The sequence below is a fragment of the Paenibacillus sp. XP01 genome (assembly GCF_057364885.1).
Genome location: NZ_CP139481.1, coordinates 2,227,431 through 2,250,430, shown reverse-complemented (window position 1 = coordinate 2,250,430; position 23,000 = coordinate 2,227,431). Strand labels below are relative to the sequence as shown.

Genomic DNA, 23,000 nt, shown 5'->3' with positions numbered 1-23,000 from the left:
GCCTCAGCCTGCCCCGGGATTTTTTGATTTAGAGTATGACGCCGTCCTTAAAGATGGCAATTTCGCGAAATCCATGCTGCTCGCTCAGCGTTTGCCTTCTGCCTGAGGCGATGTCGATCAGTTGGCTGAACAGCTGCACTTTTACGTCCTCCATCGTTCCTCCTTCCAGCAGTTGGCCTGCATTGAAGTCGATCCAATGCTTTTTGCGGTTCGCCAGGTCGGACTGGGTCGCGATTTTGACGGTCGGCACCGGTCCTCCGAACGGCGTTCCGCGTCCTGTCGTAAACAGCACGATATGGGCGCCGGCAGCGGATAATGCGGTAACCGACACCAGATCGTTTCCTGGAGCCTCCACGATGTTGAGGCCGGGACGGGTCACACGTTTGCCGTATCGCAGCACATCCACGACGGAGGAAAGTCCTCCCTTTTGGGTACAGCCGAGCGATTTCTCTTCAAGGGTCGTGATGCCTCCGGCTTTGTTTCCCGGTGAAGGATTTTCGTAAATGTTCTGGCCGTGATTGACGAAATACTGCTTGAAGCCGTTGACCAGGTCTACCAGATCATGAAAGACCCCTTCATTCGAAGCCCGGTTCATGAGGATCGTCTCGGCCCCGAACATTTCCGGCACCTCTGTCAAAATCGCGGTTCCGCCGGCAGCGACGAGCAGATCGGCCACTGCCCCGACGAGCGGATTCGCCGTAATGCCCGACAAGCCGTCAGACCCGCCGCATTTGAGCCCGATCTTGAGCTTGCTCAGCGGCAAGGGCTGACGCTTGGCCTGCTCGGCCATTTCAACCAGTTCCTCCATTAAACGCAAACCTTCGTCCAGTTCGTCATCGGCTTCCTGCGCCTTCAGGAAACGAACCTTTTCCCGATATTCGGGGGCGATGCATTCGCGAAATTCATCAACCTGGTTGTTCTCGCAGCCCAGCCCGATCACGAGCACGCCTCCTGCATTGGGATGCTCTACCAGGGAGGCGAGCAACTGCTGCGTGTATTTCAGGTCATCGCCCAGCTGCGAGCAGCCGAAAGGATGCGGAAAATGATAGACTCCGTCCACGCGGCTCCCGAACTGTGCCTGGCCCATGCGAGACAATGCTTCGCACACTTTGTTGATGCAGCCGACCGTATTGATGATCCAAATTTCGTTCCGTATGCCCGCTTCCCCGTTGGGGCGCAAATATCCGTCAAAGGTAAGCAAGCGTTCGGGAGGCATTTCCAGTTGGGCAGCCTGTCCGGGCCGGTATTCGTATTCCAGCAAACCGTGCAGCCCTGTCTTCAGATTATGGGTATGAATCCAGCTTCCCGGCTCGATGCGCTCTTTGGCTACCCCGATGGAAAAACCGTACTTGAATACGTCCTCCCCCGGAGAAATTTCGCGAACGGCAATTTTATGCCCCTTGGGCACCTCGTCAAGCAGTTCCAGCGAAACGCCTTCAGCGAGTTCAACCTTTTCTCCTTTGGCAAAATCGCGCAGCGCGATAATGACGTCATCCTGCGGCTGAATGGCAATCCATTCCTTGGTCGTGCTCGTCGTATTCATGCCTTAACCCCTTCCAACAGTAACATTTCTTCAACGATCGCCTCGCGCAAGCCATCGCGTTCATCCAAATTCTCGCCCCATAGTTCCGGGTCGGACAGGAGGGCTCCTACCCGCAAGTTCAACTGCTGCTTTCGATCACTCCCCAAAGCATCGTACCCTTCCCAATGTGACGCGAACGAGGCCAATGCACCTGGATCATCCCTCAATGCGACAGGTTCGCCGTTCAGACGCTGTCCTTGATATCCATCCGGTGTAGGCACCGCCCGATATAAAAGCAGCATCGCCGCAAACCCGCGGATCAACCGGGCGGGCCAGACTCCCTGATTCTTTTCGTAAGACAACAAGGTAGGCAAAACGCGCACCTTGAACTTGCCCACCATATTTAACGCAATATCCTGCAGTTTATGATGGAGATATGGATTGAGAAACCGTTCGAACACCTCTTCGGCATATTCGTCCAGATTCTGCTCCGGCATGTTCAGTGCCGGCACGATGTCCTGATGCACCGTTTCCTTGATCCACGGTCCGATCCGCGGGTCCTCCATCGCTTCCCTGACGTGCTCTACGCCATGCAGGATGCCAAGGGACGACATCAACGTGTGCGCACCGTTCAGAATGCGAACTTTGCGCAGCTGGAACGGTTTCAGATCCTTGACCCAATGAACGTTCAGCCCCGCCTGTTTTAATGGAAGCCGTTTGTCCAAGGCTTCTTCCCCTTGAATGGCCCATAAATGATACGGTTCGGCCGTGTTGATCAACTGATCCTCGTAACCCCAGCGATCCGTTAACAAGTCCGCCTCTTCCCTGGAGGGAGCCCCGGTCACGATCCGGTCCACAAGATTGTTCAAAAACCGGTTGCACCCCTTGACCCATGTACGGAAATCCTCGGAAAATCCGAAATCCTCGCTGTGCCGGAGCACGCAATCCCGCAGCACGTCCCCGTTGCCTTCGAGCAGTTCGCACGGCAGATGAAGCAGCCCCCGGGAAGGGTCGCCCGCGAATCGTTCATAGCGGCGATGGAGAAAGACCGTCAGTTTGCCCGGATAAGAAAGCACGGGTTCCCCGGGCGTGTACTCGGATGGCACGTATTTCAATCCCGATTCGGTTGTGTTCGAAATGACGAACTCCAGAGACGGCAGTTCCGCAAGCTCCAGAAACTCCTGCCATTCTTCATAAGGGTTCAGGCAGCGGGCAAAGATTGAAATCATCTCCGCGCGCTCCACGGGTTCGCCCTGGGATAACCCCCGTGTGATCATCGTGTACAACCCATCCTGTTCACGGATTTGCTCCAGCTTGGCTTTGCCTCCCGGACGCGGCTGGGTAACGACCACGCTTCCGTGGAATTTACCCTGCCTTGCGCTCTCGTGCAGCATCCAATCCGCGAATCCGCGCAAAAAATTGCCCTCCCCGATTTGCAATACCTTAACGGGACGCTCCATCATTTCCTTACACTTGCGTTGTCCATCATTGCCCAACAGATTCAGCTTCAGCTTGGGTCGTTTGGTGCTCGCCGACATGAACACTCACCTCATTGATTAATGGTCTTACAACAACGCGTTGTAAACGCTTTAAATTCATTGTATCATCATTAAAAGGAATTTAAATTGCTTATATTGCGATAAATATACTCTTTCATGATCTATTGTGCGTTTTCGAATCCATTCATTTGCAACCAAGCAAGCAGAAAGGAGCTTTCATGGAACGTTCGCCCGTTCGCACAACCATTCTCGCCGATTCAGGCATCCCTTTCCGTCTGGTCTATGCCGATACCAAGGCCCCTCAAAATGAATTGCCTGATCATTTGCATGATTGGCACGAGATGATCTACGTGTATAGAGGACAGGGGAGCATTTTCATCGATACCGGACTGGAGGACATGGAAGAGGGGGATCTGTTTATTATCCCGGGCAGCACCGTGCACCGGGCGCTGCCGGATGAACGCAACCCGGTTACGTCATCCGCGCTCTTCTTCAGTCCGGGATTGTTGGCGTCGGCAGCGGGAGGCAGCGCGGCTGCCTTGTTATCCGTGTTCGAGCATTGCCGGAGAACCAGAACCTACAAGCGCCATCTGGCCATGCACGAACGAACCAAAGTAATCGCCCTCATCGACGCCATCCGGGACGAATTCAGGTTGAACCATTCCCTGAGCGCGCATGCCGCCCTGCTCCAGCTTCAGCTGCTGCTGATCCATTTGGAACGCCTGCAGCCGTCGGACGCTTCGCCTCCCGTCCGGTCCATTTCAGGACCGGGATGGCTGTCCGGCATTCTGGAAAATATCGACGACAAGCTGCGAAAAGGGATGTCCCTGCATGAACTGGCTAAGCGAGCTGCCGTTTCCCCCGCCCACTTCAGCCGTGCCTTCAAGAAACATACGGGCATGACGCTGACGGATTATGCGCTGGCCCGGAAGGTCATCATGGCCAAAGAATGCCTGCTGCAAACGGACGACACGATGGCGGCCATTGCCGAAGCCTGCGGCTTCGAGAGCTTGCCCCATTTTTACCGCCAATTCAAAAAAATGACCGGCTCCACGCCTGCGGCTTATCGCAAAATGGCGAGAGCGCGACCAACTCTTCCATAATCCTCCTGATATGTGATAAAATATAGATCTGCATTGCCCGTGGCAATACTTATTTCATCATAATGGAGTTGACCCGAACGTGTTGACCAAGTTTCTCATCTTTGGCTTGCTGTGGCAGATTGTTGGCAATCCGCTCGTAGCCGTCCTTATTTTGCTGGTCATCCTGTATGTGGCTGATCGACGTTACGTCGGGTTATTTCCCAACTTCCTGAAGCCGCTTGGGCGTATGCGCAGCATCTCCAGGCTCAGGCAGCAAATCGCCCTGAATCCCAACGAGGTATCCGCCAAACTTGACCTGGCCCGTTTGCTGAACGAGCGAAAAAAATACAGTGAGGCCTACGCGTTGCTGTTGGAGCTTGAGCGGCCTTATGAGCTATCCGCCGAGTATTGGGAAGAGCTTGGCACATCCGAGCTGCATCTTGGCAAAGTGCAGGAGGGAGAGCGCCATATCCTGCATGCGCTGGAGCTTAATCCGCGAGTGAAATACGGCCGACCTTTGCTTAAGCTCGCCAATGTTTTCAAGGACATCGACCAAGACAAAGCGCTGAACTATGTAAACCGTTTCCAGAATGTGCATTCATCCTCAAGCGAAGCATATTACCTGCTCGGTTCGGTTTATCGCTCGCTCGGCCGCACGGCTGAAGCCAAACAGGCTTACGAGCAGTCGCTGAACGTGTATCGTTCCCTGCCCAAATACAAGAAACGCCAGGAACGCGGCTGGGCGGTTCGCAGTTGGGTCCGCAAAAACGGATCGTAATGTTAGCCTGCGTTGGCCTGGCATCATTCCGAAATAATCAAAGGAGTGCCGAGCTCGCCATCTGGCTGAATTCGGCACTCCTTTTCATTTCAGGACAGCAACGTCCGCAGACGCGCTTCATTGTTCTTCATCCAGTCCATGCGTTCCCTCAGCTTTCGAATCTGAACGGCCGCTACCTCTGGCGGATCCGTCTCCTCGAACATCCGGCTGATAAAATGCATGACCACGTCCAGGCTTCGCAGCAGCACAAGCTGAGGAAGAGCCGCCAGTTCCGCGGGCTCCAGGACGGCATGTGCACGAAATCCACGGATCAGGCTCTCCAGTGCTCTCCATAACCAAACCTCGCCGCGATCTATGGTAAGCAAATCCGACAGCGGAACGGCCAGCTCCATAACGCGCAAGTCCCACGTTGCGAATTCAAAATCCAACACGGCGCACACGCGCCCCTCTTCATCTGCGAGCACATTGGACGCATTCACATCCCCATGCACCAGTTGATGCGGTAAATGCTCCATGCCTGCCAACGCGTCAAAAAGCGCAGGCAGCGTATATGCCAGCTCGTTCATATCGTTCCGTACGGCGTGCAGCTGGACCGGCGGGGAAATGCACATCCGCAGCAGCTTGTCTGGCGTACAGAGCGGATAAGCGTCTTGAATTTGATAATACGGCGGATAAACCGGATCAAGCGACACCTTCAAGCCCGCTAATGCCTGCGACAGCTTTCCTGCAGCCATCCCCAATTCGCGGAGCTGCTCCGGGTCGCCCCAGACCGGGTTGCGGCCTTCAAGATAACGAAACAAGGCGACGACTTTCTTCTGCCCGGTGGCTTCGTTAACGAGGGTATAAAAGGTTTGCCCGTTCCCCGGCGCCTTCACAGGCGAAGGCAGGCGAAGCGAAAAACCGGAACGGGCCAACGCATCTAGGATTTCATGCTCAAAAGCAATTTTGGCGACGTCGTTATGGGTTTCGTACTGCCGCAACACAAAGCGTTTACCGTCAATCCGCAGCAAATACGTCGAGTTGTTCATGCCTCCGCTTCCCCGAATCGCCTCCCACTCGGAGCCGGGAGCGTATACCGACAGCACTTGCCGTACGCGTCGGTATTCCCAATCCTTCTCGGATCGCAAATGAATGTGCTGCATTAAATCGATCTCCTTTATTGATGTATCTTCTGCTGCATTATCCTGGATGTCTTTACGAATGATTCATAGATTCGAAACGCGTTCGCTATTCGTTTATCTTAACGGAAGCGTATCCAGCGGTCCAGTCCGCTCCTCCTATTCAGCATTTCGCGCTCCGTTCATCGCTTTCAGGCAAAAGGTCTGTATCCCATTCGGCCCAGTTGGTCGGCGATCACACGGTACCCTCTCGAATTGGGATGCATCCTGTCCCAAAATAGCAGGTCGCGCTCACGCCCTTCGAATTGGTCGTACACCTGCGCACAGCCGTAATACCCCGAGCCGGCGCCATTCAGGAAAGAATTGTACTGCTTGACCCAATAAGCAGCCTCCGCCGAACGGGGATACGGATTATACAATCCGACCGTTCGTATCATATATCTATGGCCTCGTTTCAGTTGGCGAATATGCTTCATGATCTGGGTGACATTGTTTCGCGTTTCCCCAAGCACTTGCGTCATACGCTCGGCTCCGGGCATTCCTCCGCTCGCTTTGAACGTGCGAATCAAGTCGTTCCCCCCGATGGTCATGGTGATGACGTCCGCCTCTCGCACGGCTTGCCTTACCCTTGCATAGTTGGATACCATATGCAGCAATTCTTCGGAAGTCAAGCCGTTTACCCCCATATTGTCAACCGAAACAAAGGTGCGCACGTTCATTTCGATCATTCGCCGATACAGTAGAACAAAGCCGGTACCCAGCAGCGCTCCCGTTCCTACCGTAAGCGAGTCCCCAATAGCTGCATATCGATAAACCATCGCTGTAGCCCCCTTCCGCCCATCTCTGACTGATTATGTTCCATGATATGTACAATGGGAAATCAAAGCGCGGGACGTTGTCCCTAGGCAGCCACCTTAATTTTGCAGGTGATGTCACATGCCCTGCAACGGGCACCATAGTCCGGGAACTCACGAAAAACGAGACAAAACCCTGTCGGCAAGCCGACAGGGCCTCATAAAAGCGATTGGATGGTTGCAAGTCCTTATTGGTGCAGCATGCTACATGCCAATCGAGCGATCGGAAGAAGCAGCGTCCTGCTGTTCTTTGCTCGGGAATGGCCACCAGTTGGCGCGCCCGAACATCTTCACCATCACAGGCACGAACAATGGCAGGAACAACAAGGAATACAGAATCAATCCGCTGAGCACGACCGTGGCAATCTGCATCATGGACAGAACGCCAGACGGGTACATTGCAGCAAACGTCCCGCTCAAGATCACGGCAGCGGACAGAATGACCGTGCCCATGTTTTTCATTGCGTAAAGCATCGCTTCTTGTACTCGCATACCTTTGTTTTCATTGAAACGGTCCATCAGGAAGATGCTGTAATCGACGCCCAAAGCGATCAGCATGACGAATCCAAAGAACGGCGTTACCCAGCTGATTCCCGAAAACCCGAGCATGTTGACGAAAATGACTTCCGTGATAGCCATGGAAGAGAAATAGGCCAGCAGCAAAGAGAGAATCAGGTAGATCGGCATGATGACCGAGCGTAACAGAATGATCAAAATGATCAGCGTGCCTGCCAGCATCAACATGACGGTACGCGTGTAGTCATTGTTGGAAATCTCCTGCAAATCCGCGAATGTGCTGGTTACTCCGCCAATGGCTATATCGGCTTTTTCGAGCGCGCTTCCCTGAACGGCGCGCTGCACGGCAGCCTCGATATCGGGTACGCGATCAATAGCCTCGGTCCCATACGGATTTTCGGCAAAAATGACATCAATGGTCATCGTTTTGCGATCTTTGGACAGATACGTATCGAATACCTGTTCAAAATCTTTGCTGTTCAGAGCTTCCTCAGGCACATGCCATCCGGCCAAATCGGAATCCGGAGACTGCTGAAGCTGGGTCAGATAGTCCTGGGCGGATTCAAGTCCGCCGGACACTTGGCTGATCCCGTCCACGCTCTGGTTCAAACCGTCGGTCAATTGAGTCAATTGCCCACTCAGATCGGTGAAGCCTTGTTTTATTTTTTCCTGGCCTCCCTGAAGCTGGCCAAGTCCGTCCTGAATGGAAGGAATTTCGCGAATCACTTGCCCTTGGCCATCAGCCGCCTGCTTCAAGCCTGTTTCAAGCTGGCCGATGCCTGCGACGATTTGGTCCAAACCGTCCGCGAGAGCTTTCTGGCCTGCAGTCGCGGAAGCGAAACCTTCGTTGGCCTGGCTGATTCCTGCAGCCGCTTCGCCCAAGCTGGATTGGATTTGTCCCAGTCCTTGCGACAGCTGCGCTGTTCCCGTGCCGGTTTCCCCGATCGTTCCCTTGATGCGCTGATAATCCGGATCCTGCGCCAATTCCGGATAACGCGCCTCAAGCGCCGTAAAGGATTCGCTCAAGCTTGTAAGGGCCGCAGACACTCCGGCGAGCTGCTTTTGCAAGCTGCCAACCCCGTCTCCGATCGCCGCAACACCTTTGCCTGCCTGGCGATAGGCCTGAAGAAGCTGATTGCTGGCTTTCGCTAGTTGGTCGGCGCTCGTTTTGGCCTGTTGAAGCCCAGCCTTCAGCTCGCCTGCGCCGGAAGAGCCATCACGGATGCCTTTTTCGATTCGTGCAAGCCCATCGGACAGCTGAGTGATCCCGGATTGCAGCTGTGCCGTTCCTTTGGTCAGCTCCCCTGCTCCATCCGCAGCTTCTTTGAGCTGTGGTTGGTTTTTGCTCAACTGGGTGCTGGCCTCGCTCAGACCGTCGCGAATTTTATCCAGACCCGTTTTACCTTCGCCCAAACCATCAGACAGCGTTCCGACTTGCTGGGTCACTTCAAAATCCTTAATCTCGTCGCCGGTGGGCCGGGTCATGCTCCGAACACCGGATACGCCAGCCACCTTTTCCACTTCGCGGCTGATTTTTTCGGCGATCGCCATCGTTTTTGCGTTATCCATCGGTTCGTCATTTTGAATGACGATTTGCCCCGGCAATGATTCACCTGGACCGAAACTGTCCGAAATGATGTTAAACGCTTTGACGGAGTCGTATTTGTCGCCGATCTCATCCAGACTGTTAAACGACAGCTTGCCGTCATACGTGGAAAGAAGCGGTACACAAATGGCAGCGATAATCAGCAGCGCCGCCCATGGGCGTTTGAGAGAGAAGCGGCCGGCAGCACCGTAAATGCGGCTCTCTGCATGCTCCAGCGAACCCTTCGAAGGCCAAAACAGTTTTTTGCCCAATACCGCCATAAAGAAAGGCACGATCGTGACGAGCGCAACCATCATAACGGCAATGCCGACGGCAACCGCAACGGCGGACCGGTACAACATAAACTGCGCAAAACCGATCGCTATGAAACCGACGAGTACCGCGAGTGCGGAGAAAAACACCGTTTTTCCGGCGGTGCGGTAGGTCGCAATGATCGCTTCCCACGTGTTTTCATGATGGGCCAGTTCTTCTTTAAAACGGCTGATCAGCAGGATGCAATAATCCGTTCCGATCCCGAACATGACCGCAACCATGAAAATTTGCGTAAACGTCGATATCGGGAAATCGACCCCATCGACCAGAAAGGCTACGATCTGCTGTGCCACCAGGTAACTGATGCCCACCGTAAGCAATGGAACGAATGGGGCTACGAACGAACGGAAGACAAGGAACAAAATGATCAAAATAAAGGCGACCGTGATGTATTCCGACTTTTTGAGCCCCTCCTGGGAGCTCTCGATCGTATCTTCATCGATCAGTCCTTTGCCCGTAATGTAATGCTCGACGGAAACGGATTGGAGCGCCCCGTTCAGGTCGGATCTCATCTCTTTGACGGTACGTTTGCCCTGATCCACGGAAAGGGACGTCAGGATCGTCTTCCCGTCGGCCGAAATCATTTTCTCGGCGAGCTCGGGCTGGGAAAACGGATCGAGTATGGACAAGATACCCAGCTTATCCTTGTTGGATTCCAACTGTTTGATCGCATTTTCTGCTTCTTGCTTTCCTGCGGTGCCCAGTCCGTCAGGGTTATGGAATACAAGCGCCAGCTGTGTCCCCGGCTGTTCCCCCTTCTGTGCGGCGGCTTCGTCCAGAATAGCCGCAGCCTGGGTCGAAGAATACCCGTCAGGCACGGAAAATTGGCCTTTTTCCCGGATCAGGTCGCTCATGCCTGGAGCCGTGAACATCAGTACGGCAGCTACGGCAATCCATAGCCCCATCAGCCACCATCTTGCTTTCAAAATCGTTCTCATGCTTCGTCCTGTCCTCCTTCATCGGATAGCAGCAGCGCCAATTTTTCGAAAGATTCAATGAAATTTCGTATCTCTTCCGGCTTGAAATGCACCAGGTAAGGCTCAAGCAGCTTGTGAATCTCCTGCTCCGTTTCCTGATAAATTTTGCGCCCCGTGTCTGTCAAAGACAAATACACCACTCTGCGGTCACGTTCATCCCCCGAGCGATGAACCAGATTTCGGCTCACCAGCTTGTTGACCAATGCCGTAATGCTGCTCTTGCCGACGCAGAGAAGATCCGCCAAATCCGAGGGCGTGCAATCCGGTTTTTCATCAATCAGGCGCAGGGCGCAAAATTGATCTGTCGACATCGTCTGCCCGACCTGTTCCCGAATACGAATTTCAAACTGCTTGGTGACTAAAAACGAGGCATCCAAATATCGATTGACCAAGTGCTTGGCATCCGGTTTCTGCATGGTTCAATTCTCCTTTCTCATAAAGTTCACTAGACGAACTATTTCATAACGAAACTATTCTATAATGAAACTTTATTCCAAAGCAATACTTTTTCCTGCATCTTCCGTCCCTAAAAAGCAAAAAAACAGGACGCCTTACTCGGGTCATTCACCCGATCCCACGTCCTGCCCTAGTCCATCTTCATTTCATTGCAACCGATATCGCAATTACGCCTCTTGTTCCTCATCCTTTTCCAGCACACAGCGGAATCGTTCCACGCCAGGATAAGGCTCCCCTAAACTATAAACGACGAATCCGGAATTCCGGTAAAAGTCGACCGCTTCCTGATCCGTTTCCGCAACCAGCAAGTCCGGATTGTGCTTCTCAAGCACTTGGGCAATCATGCCCCGGCCATAATTTTTGAACCGATTTTCCGGCAGCACCGCGATATGCCGAATGGTGATCTCGCTGTCTCCCGTTTGTTCATAACCGATCAGACCTACCAATTGCTGCTCGTCTTCATACCCTTCCAGATGCAAATCATCACTCAGAATATATTGTTGCAGCGCGTGGTCCAACCGGTCCGGATCCGGAAATACCGAATAGGATAACAGTTCCTGCACAACCGGCTCCTGTATGCGCGTTTTCAAATCAATCAACATTTTGTCATTCCTCCTACTGCTTGCTATCTTCCGCCATCGTATTGTAGTCGTTCGTACGCCAAAGTTCAAGCTGCACTCCTTATGGTCGAATTGTGGCAAGTTCTGATCGAAGCGTGGCGAGCATGTTTTCACTCACCGGAATGCCTGCCGTATCCCATGCCTCGAGCAAAGCGCCGCCGACTGCAGTCAGATCGCCAGCTGCAAGCCGGAAGCTCCTGCCTCCTGCCTCGCCTGCGGAAGCAAGCCCTTTGCGGATCGCTTCGCGCATATACGGCGTTTCCAGGCAGCTGCCCGTCAGACTGACGGCAACCGAATCGGATTGAAAGCAGGCTGCAAGCATCGCGATCCCTACCACTGCCGTATCGGCCGCTCGATCACATACATCTACAGCAAGCGGTACTCCTTTGCCTGCAGCTTCGGTAACCAATGGAGCCATCTGCCCAAACCGCCGATTGGTTTCCTGCTTGTTTCCTCCGAATCCCGTTGAGCCGAGTCGTGCCAGTTCCTGTATCGTGTTTACGTTCCAATAATTCAAAACGAGTTCAATCCATGCGATGTCCGCCTGACCATAACGACCTGCCAAAATGGAGTGCACGGTGTCGTAAGACAGGAAACGCGCCGCCACCGGAGCATAATGTCCGAACTGGTCATTGCGAATCCACTGCCCTTTCTCGGTCTTGGCAAGGATTAAGGAACCCGTACCTCCGATGGCAACAATTCCAGGATCGCCATGGAAAGCCGCCGTGTGGGCGATGCGCGTATCGTTTACAGCATGGATGCTGCCTTGGATCCCCGTTCTGCGCAATAATTGTTCTGCCCATGCATAGTGTTCGTCCTGATCCAGTCCGGCCATCCCCGCCGTCAAGGAGGCAATCTGCTGTACCTGCAACCCTGCCTTCTGAATGGCTTCGGCGATCCCTTCGAGCACATTCTGTTCGGCACGGTCATCGTGATAACGATTGCAGCCTCCTTTTTGCACGTAAGAGTGGACATGCCCTTGATGATCTGCGATCGCTACCCGTGTATGACTTCCTCCACCATCGATCCCGATGACATATGTATCCATTGCTCATTTCCTCCTCCAACATTGTCTATATGAACCGCACTAATCAATCACACTAGGTCACTGCGAGTGCAGTACCATCTTCCCATCGCCTGTTATCTAGCTCTCCCTCTTTCCGTCGGGTCATTCCCCGGGAAAATGGGTCGGTCTGCTTAGGCATTCGTTTATTTCTTCTGCACCGCAAAACGGAGAAAAACAGAACTAAACTGCGATTCTTCATCATACTTCATCTCTGTTATTTTGTGTTCGGTCGTCTTCTGGTGGAGAATCTCCCATCCGGCATAGCTCTTCCATAACAGATCCATGGCTTCCTCGGTGGACAGGTTCAATTCAATCAGAGGCAAAAGCGGCCGTCCGGTGCGTATCTCTTGTTCCTTCACGTTTGTGCTCATGGCAATGCAATGAATTCCGCCTGTCCGCGTGCCCTGCTGCATCCGTTCAATGGTTCCAAGGAACGCTTCCTTACTTGACATGTGCTCCAGGCAAGAACAGGCAACGATATAATCAAAATGCGCTTTTGGTATCGGATAATGCTCTGCGTCTGCCTTTTCGACCTTAATCAAGTGATCAACCCCGTATTGCTGCGCATAGGTGCACAGACCATCTACGGCCGCATCAATCAGGTCAACCCCGACGATCCTGCTTTCCGTCTGTTTCAGACGCTGCGCAATCGCAATGGCATGACGTCCGACGCCGCATCCGAGATCAAGCACATTCAACCTGGAATGACGGGTCAATAGTCGTTCCAGCATTTCCATCACGACGGGCATCGGTTTCGCCATCCAGGTACCTTCCGCGAACAGTTCATGATTACGATAGAACCTGTCATGATAATCGGCCTCCGCCCTGCGTGCAGCATTAAAGCGCTCCCGATTCATTAGACACTCCCCTTTCAGAAGCGGACCGTTAGCGTTCCCGATCCGGCAACAAAAACCAAACATAGGATCGCCATGACCACCATCGAACCGGTCACGATCAATTTGCCCGTATCCCTCCGATAGGGATCATCGTGAAACAGCAGCACTCCCCCGATCGTCATCGCGATTGGCGCGAATAACAGCGTCATGATGACCAGCAGCACAATGGAATAGCGATCCAGTGGCTTTCCCTCTTCCTGCATGTACACGCGTTCAGGCGGCGCCGTCTTTGTTTCTACGAGATTGCCGCATGCTTTGCATTTGAATTCGTCCTCTGCCATTTCTTGCTGACAATACGAACACACCCTTGCTGGTCGAGGCATAAAATCCCTCCTTTTCATAAGCCTTACTCATGTATTGCACTCTGCAGCCAGCCTGCTTCCGATCCCAATGAATCCCTAATGGGCAGAATGGTTCGTTCAGGCATTTCATTTCAATGAATCCATATATACCCATTCTCCAATTTCAGGGATTGGATGTCAATCTGCTTTGACCGAGCTTAGCCGGCTCGAAAGCCGTCCTCCCATTGCGAGCAAAAACAAAAAAACCGACGCGTTACGAACGCACGTCGGTTTTTCCTGCAGCAGCCAGGCCAAGTTTTTTCAACAACCGGATCGCCTCTGTCTTCTCGGACGGCGAAAGCCCCTCCAGGGCATCGATGATGACCTGATGATGCTGCGGGAAAACCTCTTCAAAGAAGGCCTTCCCCGTCTCAGTCAATTCGGCAAAAATAACGCGCCGATCCTCCTTGGAGGCACGTCTTGTAATCAGCTTTTTATTTTGCAGCTTGTCCACGACATACGTAATGTTGCCGCTCGACATCAACACCTTTTCGCCGATTTTCTGGAGGGCCTGCGGCCCCCTGTGATACAACAAGTCAAGCACCCCGAATTCCGTTGAATTCAGTCCATGGCTTTGAATGTCCCGGTTGGACCTTGAAGTCACTGAATTATATGCTCGGACAAGAACCACAAATAATTGCAAAGACAGTTCCCGATTGTCCTCCGTATTCGGCATTTCCCTAATCCTCCATCACTGATTTACATTGTAATGCTATCTTTTGCGGTCTGCCACTCTGCCCGCAGCATGCCTCATGATTCACAAGAGGGATGTCAGTCATATCTCGAATCACGCCTCGCTTTTCAGGCTAGGGACGGTGCAGTTCATCGATGCTTCCGTCTTCCTTTGCCAAAATGACGGTATCTGCCATATCCACGAACAATCCATTATCCACGACGCCAGGCAGCATGTTCAAGCGAACGTTCAGTTCAGCCGCATGTTCAATGGCCTCCATATGGCAGTCAGCGATCAAGTTTCCGTTATCCGTCAGATAACGTTCCTCTCCATTCATTCTCCAGGCCGGACGGCAACCCAGCTTCTCCAGCGCGCTGAACGTCCACTCGGAGGCAAAAGGCACCACTTCCACCGGAAGCGGGAAACGGCCGAGCCGTTTAACCGCCTTGCTTCCATCTGCTACAATGATGAGTTTGTCGCTGTTGGCAGCTACGATCTTTTCACGCAATAATGCGCCGCCGCCGCCTTTGATCAGATTAAAATCCGGGTCCACTTCATCCGCGCCATCAATCGTAATATCAAGCCGGCCAATCTGGTCAAACGGGACGATGGGGATTCCCCACTCCCGTGCCAGCTTGTCCGAGGCTTCCGATGTGGCAACAGCCTGAATACGCAAACCGTCGCGCACGCGCTCTCCAAGCTTGCAAATAGCGTAGTATGCCGTCGATCCGGTTCCAAGTCCCACCTTCATGCCATCCTGAATGTATTCAGCCGCCCGTTCTGCTGCAATCTGTTTCAGATTCATCTCCATAGACCCCCGCTGCTTATGAATTTAAAATACATACTGTATTTATTATAGATAAAACCGCTTCCGATGTATATCATGACAGCTCAATCTGTCTGCCCGCCGCCGTCATGCAGAACGGAATGCAGCTCGGAAACAACGATGCATGATCGGATCCTATGCGATAAAATACAAATGGAACGCCAAAAAATGGTAACCCTCCAAATCCATAGTGCTATATACCTATTGGTGGTGGTCATCTATCCGCATTTATGCAGAATATTAAAAAAGTTTTAATCAAACTATTCAGTTTGGGGACATTTTATACGACATATTAAAAGTGGATGTGTTTTAATTATTAGACACCCATGGTTAATAAGTGGGATAAATCTTCATATTTACGACCACGAACCAAGACCATGGTCGCAGACCTAATCTATGAAGGAGGATATATACATGACCTGATTAGCTGCATTCATGCAAGCCATTCAAAGCGTCAATACCAAGAGAATCAGGAGTGGAATTTAGTGAAATCATTCAGCTGGAAAAACATGTCTTTCTTTTCGAAAAACCTTTTGCTTTCATTCACCAACATTGTCATCATTGGCGTGGCACTGATCGCAAGCAGTTATTATTTCCAAAGAGTCGTGCTGATTGAGCAGTTGCATGATCAGGTCGAGCTCATCACGAAAAAATGGTCGGAAGAAATCCAACCGTCCGAAGTGCAGGCAGCCATCACGGAAGGCAGTTACGACGGGCCTGTACAGACCAAGCTTCGGGCTTTCCTGGACGAGATGCATGAGTATTATCCTAACGTGGCGCAGGCTTACATATTTGGAACAGAACTCGGCGGGAACACCCAACGGGAAACTTCATTGATTGCCATGCCGACCAATTTGCGCGAAGCTTTCCAAAGCGATGGCGTCAATATCGGCGACATGTACGAGCAGCCGGTGACCGTGGCCAATGCCTTGAAAGAAATGTTGAGCACCGACCGTCCAACGTTCACCACGTTTTATGACGACGATTTCGGAACCTGGACCACCATCGCTTATCCGATCAAAGACAGCAACGGGAAGATCTTCTCGTATTTTGCCGTGGATGCGGATGCTTCGGCCGTGCCGGAAGGACTGGCATCCATGCTTAGAAACAGCATTATCATTCTGGTTGCCTTCCTGTTGTTGTTCTTGATCATCCAATATCTTGTCGTGAAAAATACGCTCTCCCCGATCCGTCACCTGATTAAAGGTATCGATGATGTGAGCCGGGGCAATTTGGATGTCCAGCTTCCAACTGGAAAAGACGATTTGGGCATTGTCAACGAAAAATTCAATGTCATGGTCGGCAAAATCAACGATACGATCGTCAAAGTGCAATCCACTTCCCATGAAGTCAATGCTTCTGCAAGAGAATTGTACGATGTATCGGAAAGAAATAGCGATAACGCAGAAATCATCAACACCAGCGTCAATCATATTACATCCAACATTCGCGCCCAAGAGCAGGCCAGCATCGACAGCGCCCGCGCCATGAACGAAATGGCTACCGTCATTCAGACCATTGCCAGCAGTTCGTCCAATGTCGCCGACGAAGCCTATGAGATGGAACGCCGCTCCGAGCAAGGGAATGCCGTCGTTAATCAGGTTTCCGAGCAAATGACGCTGATTACCGAGTCGGTTAAAAACACGGCATCTGCCATCCAAGTGCTGGAAAGCCGCTCGCAAGAGATTGGCGATATTCTTAATATCATTTCGGGGATATCAAGCCAAACCAACCTGCTTGCCCTGAATGCTTCCATCGAAGCTGCCCGCGTTGGTGAAGAAGGGCGAGGTTTTGCCGTCGTGGCAGGCGAGGTTCGCAAGCTGGCCGAACAGTCCGAACAAGCAACGAGTCAAATTGCCGTGCTCATCGAAGAAATCCAAAGAGAGATCAAACAGGCTGTACGCGCCATGGAGCAAGGTACTTCCGAAGTGGATACGGGACTGGCCGTGGCCGCCGAGACCGGACAGCTGTTCCACGATATTTTGGCTGCAGCGAGAAAAGTGTCTTCGCAAATCCAGGAAGTTTCCAGCGCAACCCAGGAAATCTCCGCCGGGACCGAAGAGATGACGGCAACCGCCGACGACTTGTCCGCAAGCGTAAGCAAAACAGCCGAGAGCAGCGTGCGAATTTCGGAATCCGTGAATGAGCAGAAGTCTTCCCTTAGCACGCTCGTCGATTCGTCGAACCGCCTGACCAGCATGTCCGAAGAGCTGCAGGAGCTCGTTTCACAATTCAACGTCAAAAAATAAACCTGAAATCCAACATGCATACAATGGAAACAAGGAGGATCCCATAAGTGATTGATAACCAAACGACGACAAACCATGCCGCAGAATCTCATCTTCCGGTTCTCCAGATTCCACTGGATTTTGGACGCCGGCATCAAACCTTTTCCTATGAATCGGCTCATGTTCAGATCGATTCTTCCCTGATCCCAGAGCTGAGCCAAAAGCTTGGAGCAGATTCCTTATATCCTGTCTTGCTCACCGCTTATGCGGCATTGCTGTATCGATTGTCCGGAGAACGCGAAATTGCGGTGGGGGCGGTATGCCCGGAGCGGACAGCCACGCTTAGACTGGAACTTCATGGTAAAATGGCGTTCCGGGAATTAAACGATCAGGTTTCTGCGCAACTGCAGCACGAACAAGATCCTTCTGCTGCGGAATATCCTGAAACATTATTTATGTTAAATAGCGTCCAGCTCCCTCAAAGGCCGCAAGTCCTAAGCTGGAACATGCGCGAAATTCAGGGCCAATTTGCCCTGGATATATTCTATGACCGCTCCCTTCTCCGGGAGGACACCGTGCTCCGCTATGCGGAATACTACCAAACCCTGCTGCGGTCCGCCCTGCGCAGTGCAGACAGGGCACTGGGCTCGGTGGACATTCTGTCTGCTTCCGATCGGCTCGTGTACCGCGAAATGAACGACACCGCCGTGCTCGAGCCGGAACACCAAACGATCCATGGCTGGTTTGAAGCCACTGCCGCCGAATTCCCGGATTCGCCTGCGATCACGTCCAGATCCGGCCGGTATACGTATCGCGAGCTTAACGAACGGGCCAACCAAGTGGCACGCGTCCTGCTGTCCAACGGACTGAAAAAAGGCGAGTTCGTCAGCATTTTTATGGAGCGAAGCCTGGAAACGATCATTTCCCTGCTTGGCATTCTCAAAGCGGGAGGTGCCTACGTTCCGATCGATCCCGAGCATCCCGAGGAGCGTAACAGCTACATCGTCGAAGACACTTCGTCTTCATTCGTTCTGACCACGGAATCATCGTTCGCTGAAGCAACCCGATTATTCTCCGGCATCTCGACCGTGCGGCAAATTGTTGCCGTTGACGGGCGTCTCGCCGGATTTGCAGCCAGCAACCCGAACGTCGACGTCCATCCCGACGACCTCGCTTATATCATCTATACTTCCGGTTCCACGGGCAAACCGAAGGGCGCGCTTATCGCTCATCGTGGCGTGACGAACTTGGGCAGTGTCGTGCAGCGGGATTGTGACATTAAACCAGGCGACGTATTAACCCAATTTGCTACATACAGCTTTGACGCATCCGTGTGGGATACGATCGGGGCCCTCTTCTACGGGGCAGAGCTTTATCTTCTGTCCGCGGAAGAGCGCGTGTCCGTTGAGGACTTTGCAATCGCCATTGAGCGGACAGGCACCACGATCATTACGATTTTGCCGACCATCTTTTTCAATCAGCTGGCTTCGTACTTGTCGGAAGAAGGGTTCCACCGATTGTCGAAGGTCAAAATCATTACCGTTGCGGGCGAAGCTCTCTATGGCGAGCAGGTTCGTGCATTCCAACGCAAGTTTGGCGATCAAATCGACATCGTGAATGTTTACGGGCCTACGGAGTGCACCGTTGCTACAACGACGCATCGCATTAGCGAACGCGTTCCGGATCATGTGGTCCACATTCCGATCGGCAAACCGATCCACAACTACAAAGTGTACATCGTCAACGAAGAGCAACAGCTTTGTCCGGTAGGCGTGCCGGGAGAAGTATATATCGCCACGCCTGCTCTTGCCAAAGGATACTTGAACCTGCCGGAGCGTACAGCCCAGTCTTTCATTGACAGCCCGTTTGCCATAAACGAGAAAATCTACAAATCCGGCGATATTGCCAAAGTGTTGGACAATGGCTTGCTCGAATATGTCGGCCGCAGCGATTCCCAGTTGAAAATCCGGGGCCATCGGATTGAAATCGGGGAGATCGAGGATCATTTTGCCCGTCTGGACCAAGTGCAGAATGTCGTTGTCATTCCCAAAAAGGAAAGCGATGGCCAAAACATGCTGGTCGCCTACTTTACGTCCAAAGACGGGTCCACCCTTTCCGTCGCTGACATCAAAGCACAGCTGGCAGCCAAACTGCCTTCCTATTTTGTGCCAAAGTGGGTGTGCCAGCTTGATGAGATGCCGATTGCTCCTACCGGTAAAATCCATCGCAAAGCAATGGTGGATTTCCCTAACGAAGAGCGGCACGAGAACCAGCCTGACCGCGTCATGCCTGCAACCGGGACAGAGTCCATTCTATATGATGCCTGGAAGCAAATTCTGGGGCACGACGATTTTGGCGTGGAGGACAGCTTTTTTGCCGTAGGCGGGGATTCCCTTCGCGTTATCCACGTCCTGGTCATCCTGAAGCGGCATTATCCACAATTGAAAATCGCTGACTTCTTTGCAGAAAAAACAATCCGCGCCCTGGCGAAGCGCGCGGAATCCATGGCGCTTTCTGCCAACGATGATTCGGCTTCGATCGCAAAGAACGCAGGTACGATCACCCGTTTGGCGGAACATCCGGTGGAGCTGGAGACCCGACTGGGTTATCCCGAGATATTGAAACCGGAGCATGTCCTGCTGACCGGTGCCACCGGTTATCTCGGATCCCACGTGCTGGAGCAGCTGCTCATGCGCTCCGATGCAACCATTTACGCCTTGGTGCGTCGTCCATCCGATGGCAGTACGGCCAGGGAACGCTTGAACGGCGTGATGAAAGGTTATTTCGGAAACGACATCGAATCGATGCTTGCCGCGAGAGTGGAGATCATAGAAGGTGATCTTGAACGTCCAGGACTGGGGCTGTCCGACGCGCAGGCCGCTTATGTGCAGGCCCGCATCGACCGTATCATCCATTGTGCGGCAGACGTTCGGCATTTCGGGGAGGCGGAGCAATTTGCCAAGACCAATGTCGAAGGCACCGTTTCCTTGCTCAGCCTGATCCGACACAAACCGGGTGCGTCCTTCCACCATGTCTCCACCATGGGCATACCTGAAGATCTCGCGCTGAGCGGGCAATGGGAATCTTCATTGCAATACGACAGCTTCCCGGAAGATCTGCATGTAGACAACCTGTACTCCGACAGTAAGCTTGAGGCGGAAAAGGTTCTGATGCAGGCGGCCCGGGAAGGCGTGCCTGTAAGCATTTATCGGGCGGGCAATCTCACTTGCCATTCGGAAACCGGCCGTTTCCAGACCAATATTGACAGCAACGCCTTCTACCGCATGATCAAAGCTATGCTGCTGCTCGGCAAAGCGCCGGCGGCGGAATGGATGGTCGACTTCACGCCGATTGATTACGCCAGCCAGTCCATTGCCCACCTGGCCATGCGCGAAGATACGGCAGGACGGGTATTCCACATCTGCAACCCGGAACCGATCCGCTACGATGACTTGATTGCCTCCATCCGGCGTGCCGGATATCAGGTGGAGACGATGCCGTTTGCGGAATATACCCAGTGGCTGTTCGACGCCAGCGTGGAGAAAGATGCAGAGGCGCTGCAGCTCGCGATTGCCCAGCTCGAAGGAGACGGCGCGAAGGATTCGGCATATATGTATGCCTGCCCTGTAACGACAGCCTACGTAGAGCCGGCCGGCATTATATGCGCGAAAGCGGATGACCGCTTTGTAACGACCATGTTGAAGCATGCGGTGGACATCGGATATTTCCCTTCATCCATCCTGCCGTCTTCGGACGCCACCTCGGCTCTGGATTAACGACCTCATTCTTCCTATCCTTACGCCTGAAAAGGCCATTCTCCCATGTTTGCGGAGAATGGCCTTTTTTACATCCACCTGATCAAGGCAATTACCGTCAAGTGTACCGGATAGAAATAACGCCAGACCCAACGCGGGCCTCGCATCCGGAAATGGGCTCCGTAATGCATCGCAACGGCGATACCGATCGTGGCCGCCACGCTATACATCTGGATGGAGCTGCTGTATCCCATAATATAGACTGCCGTAATCAGAACATGTCCCAATACCAGCACCGGGCCCGTAAAATAACGGAACAACAGCACCAGCAGCAAACCATACATGCCATAATCCATCGTCGAAAGCTCCATGATGATCCCCGCCCCGATGACGAGAGGAATGCCAAGCCACCGGTTTGGAAGCCGATCCAGCACGAATAATACCAGCAGGGAAGACCATAACGTCCACACCACGTTTAACGAGACATGATTAAAGGCAGCCATAAACGGAACCTGTGAAATGACCGCGATCCAGAACAATCTCCATATGTATTTTTGTACATTCCGAGTATGCTTGTAACCGATGTAGACGGCAAAAGCATAAATGGGAAAGGCAATACGGCCGATGATGCGCAGCTCATGCACCTGGGGATAAAAGATAGCGCCCATATGATCGATCAGCATCGTGATCATCGCGATCCATTGCATCATTTTGGCTGTAATCCTCCTCTTTGTTATGTTCCGTTGTTCCGGCTGTGCCAGCGTTCATCCTATGGCAGCAGATCAAGTTCATAATACAGGAAATGGGCGTCCTGAACATACCCTTTGGCTTCGTAGATCCGCTGAGCCTGCCCGTTATCCTTCGCCGTGGATAACACGATCCGGATTGCTTTATCCTGATACGCCATTTCCCGTGCTGCGTCGAGCAGCATGCCTGCAATGCCTTGCCCGCGATGATCCGGGTGTACGTACAGGTCATTAAGAATCCATATTTTCCCCATGGATACCGAGCTGAAGCTCGGATAAAGTTGTGCAAAACCCGCTATTTGTTCAACGCCGTTAATGCCACTTGGGCACACGGCTGCCAAAATGACAGATTCCTCGCGTTCCATGCGTTCTGAGATAAAACGAACGGCACCCTCTTCATCCGATTCCTGCCCATAGAACATTCGATATTGGTTGAACAGCTCTCCAAGCCGGACGACGTCATCCGGGCCAGCCAACTTCAGGTTATATTGCATCGCGTGCAACCTCCCTTTTCCGATGATTCCTGCCTTTGTATCGTTTCCATTATTGTAGCAAGGCATCGACCCTGGTCCCATACATCATCCGTCTCAAAGTTTGTAATATCTATCGTCATTCGACAGGTTTAGTCATGCCTCTTAGGGGAAAAGGTTATTTACCCTCGAACGAATGACCCCTTTTCTCAAAATCAGGTTGGCATATTGCGCACCTTCCCCGGTAGCGATGATCGCAAACGACCTGGAAGCCCTTTCATAAAATGCAAAGCGCTCCACTTCCTCAAGCGGATTCACGACACCTTCATGGCGCTGAATGCTCTTTCGGAAGTCCTCCCAAATGACAGGTACGACGGGATCTCCCTGAACGACTTGCATGACTGCTGCGGGATGTTCGACGTAAGTGTCAAGCGGAAACAAGGTTAACATCGCATCCAGCAATTGGACCGCTCCCACGGCGTCACAGCGGATCAGCCGCTTGGCATGGCTCGCCGCCGGAAAATTGGCATCCGCCAAAACAAGCTCGTCCCCATGTCCCATCTCGGACATGATTTTAAGCAGCTCGGGTGGCAGGATGGCCGGAATGTTTTTCAGCATAACGTATCTCCTTTTACTCCCCGGTTCAAAGACCGGTGCGG

General features: G+C 52.7%; 19 protein-coding genes. 4 read left to right on the top strand and 15 right to left on the bottom strand.

Annotated elements, in window-relative coordinates:
* Positions 1-28: 28 nt before the first annotated feature.
* Both SNR34_RS10415 and SNR34_RS10410 read right to left on the bottom strand, forming a co-directional pair.
* Positions 29-1,543 carry a UxaA family hydrolase gene (locus tag SNR34_RS10415; RefSeq protein ID WP_339277379.1) on the bottom strand — a complete coding sequence of 505 codons (1,515 nt, stop codon included), beginning with the start codon at positions 1,541-1,543 and terminating at the stop codon, positions 29-31.
* Positions 1,540-3,060: a tagaturonate reductase gene (locus SNR34_RS10410; protein WP_486181840.1), complete on the bottom strand. Its 1,521-nt coding sequence runs from the start codon at positions 3,058-3,060 to the stop codon at positions 1,540-1,542. Before SNR34_RS10410 ends, SNR34_RS10415 begins: the two co-directional genes overlap by 4 nt.
* 179 nt (positions 3,061-3,239) lie before the next feature.
* On the opposite strand from SNR34_RS10410, the gene SNR34_RS10405 reads away from it, so the two are divergent.
* Positions 3,240-4,124 carry a helix-turn-helix domain-containing protein gene (locus tag SNR34_RS10405; RefSeq protein ID WP_339277376.1) on the top strand — a complete coding sequence of 295 codons (885 nt, stop codon included), beginning with the start codon at positions 3,240-3,242 and terminating at the stop codon, positions 4,122-4,124.
* A 79-nt stretch (positions 4,125-4,203) separates the two neighbouring features.
* Positions 4,204-4,881: a tetratricopeptide repeat protein gene (locus SNR34_RS10400; RefSeq protein ID WP_486181839.1), complete on the top strand. Its 678-nt coding sequence runs from the start codon at positions 4,204-4,206 to the stop codon at positions 4,879-4,881.
* An 89-nt stretch (positions 4,882-4,970) separates the two neighbouring features.
* On the opposite strand, the gene SNR34_RS10395 is transcribed toward SNR34_RS10400, so the two are convergent.
* The 10 genes from SNR34_RS10395 to rpiA form a co-directional block, all read right to left on the bottom strand.
* Entirely contained in the window at positions 4,971-6,023 is a 1,053-nt protein-coding gene (locus tag SNR34_RS10395; protein ID WP_486181838.1) for a phosphotransferase, read from the bottom strand.
* Between the two features lie 167 nt (positions 6,024-6,190).
* Positions 6,191-6,817: an SGNH/GDSL hydrolase family protein gene (locus SNR34_RS10390; protein WP_236417904.1), complete on the bottom strand. Its 627-nt coding sequence runs from the start codon at positions 6,815-6,817 to the stop codon at positions 6,191-6,193.
* 240 nt (positions 6,818-7,057) lie between these two features.
* The gene (locus SNR34_RS10385) at positions 7,058-10,225 is read right to left on the bottom strand and encodes an MMPL family transporter (RefSeq protein ID WP_339277370.1); all 3,168 of its coding nucleotides are present in this window, start codon (positions 10,223-10,225) and stop codon (positions 7,058-7,060) included.
* Complete coding sequence (locus SNR34_RS10380) at positions 10,222-10,680, bottom strand: MarR family winged helix-turn-helix transcriptional regulator (RefSeq protein WP_339277368.1); 459 nt, start codon at positions 10,678-10,680, stop codon at positions 10,222-10,224. Before SNR34_RS10380 ends, SNR34_RS10385 begins: the two co-directional genes overlap by 4 nt.
* A gap of 207 nt (positions 10,681-10,887) precedes the next feature.
* Positions 10,888-11,322 carry a GNAT family N-acetyltransferase gene (locus SNR34_RS10375; RefSeq protein WP_486181837.1) on the bottom strand — a complete coding sequence of 145 codons (435 nt, stop codon included), beginning with the start codon at positions 11,320-11,322 and terminating at the stop codon, positions 10,888-10,890.
* A gap of 79 nt (positions 11,323-11,401) precedes the next feature.
* A complete protein-coding gene (locus SNR34_RS10370) occupies positions 11,402-12,388 on the bottom strand; it encodes an N-acetylglucosamine kinase (protein WP_486181836.1) in 987 nt (328 codons plus the stop codon).
* 161 nt (positions 12,389-12,549) lie between these two features.
* On the bottom strand, positions 12,550-13,263 hold the full coding sequence (locus SNR34_RS10365) for a class I SAM-dependent methyltransferase (protein ID WP_486181835.1): 714 nt from the start codon (positions 13,261-13,263) through the stop codon (positions 12,550-12,552).
* A 14-nt stretch (positions 13,264-13,277) separates the two neighbouring features.
* The gene (locus SNR34_RS10360; RefSeq protein ID WP_236417912.1) at positions 13,278-13,625 is read right to left on the bottom strand and encodes a hypothetical protein; all 348 of its coding nucleotides are present in this window, start codon (positions 13,623-13,625) and stop codon (positions 13,278-13,280) included.
* Positions 13,626-13,857: 232 nt separating this feature from the next.
* Positions 13,858-14,319: a MarR family winged helix-turn-helix transcriptional regulator gene (locus tag SNR34_RS10355; protein WP_236417913.1), complete on the bottom strand. Its 462-nt coding sequence runs from the start codon at positions 14,317-14,319 to the stop codon at positions 13,858-13,860.
* A 130-nt stretch (positions 14,320-14,449) separates the two neighbouring features.
* Complete coding sequence (gene rpiA / locus SNR34_RS10350) at positions 14,450-15,121, bottom strand: ribose-5-phosphate isomerase RpiA (RefSeq protein ID WP_236417914.1); 672 nt, start codon at positions 15,119-15,121, stop codon at positions 14,450-14,452.
* Between the two features lie 530 nt (positions 15,122-15,651).
* Between rpiA and SNR34_RS10345 the strand changes: the two genes are divergently transcribed.
* Positions 15,652-17,391, top strand: coding sequence for a methyl-accepting chemotaxis protein (locus tag SNR34_RS10345; RefSeq protein WP_339278362.1), 1,740 nt, complete (start codon positions 15,652-15,654; stop codon positions 17,389-17,391).
* A 47-nt stretch (positions 17,392-17,438) separates the two neighbouring features.
* On the top strand, positions 17,439-21,146 hold the full coding sequence (locus SNR34_RS10340) for a non-ribosomal peptide synthetase family protein (protein ID WP_486181834.1): 3,708 nt from the start codon (positions 17,439-17,441) through the stop codon (positions 21,144-21,146).
* A 68-nt stretch (positions 21,147-21,214) separates the two neighbouring features.
* On the opposite strand, the gene SNR34_RS10335 is transcribed toward SNR34_RS10340, so the two are convergent.
* The 3 genes from SNR34_RS10335 to SNR34_RS10325 all read right to left on the bottom strand — a co-directional run bounded on the left by SNR34_RS10335 (position 21,215) and on the right by SNR34_RS10325 (position 22,959).
* Positions 21,215-21,835, bottom strand: coding sequence for a TraX family protein (locus SNR34_RS10335; RefSeq protein ID WP_486181833.1), 621 nt, complete (start codon positions 21,833-21,835; stop codon positions 21,215-21,217).
* A gap of 59 nt (positions 21,836-21,894) precedes the next feature.
* Positions 21,895-22,365: a GNAT family N-acetyltransferase gene (locus SNR34_RS10330; protein WP_339277357.1), complete on the bottom strand. Its 471-nt coding sequence runs from the start codon at positions 22,363-22,365 to the stop codon at positions 21,895-21,897.
* Between the two features lie 141 nt (positions 22,366-22,506).
* Positions 22,507-22,959: an RbsD/FucU family protein gene (locus SNR34_RS10325; protein WP_236417921.1), complete on the bottom strand. Its 453-nt coding sequence runs from the start codon at positions 22,957-22,959 to the stop codon at positions 22,507-22,509.
* Positions 22,960-23,000 lie beyond the last annotated feature (41 nt).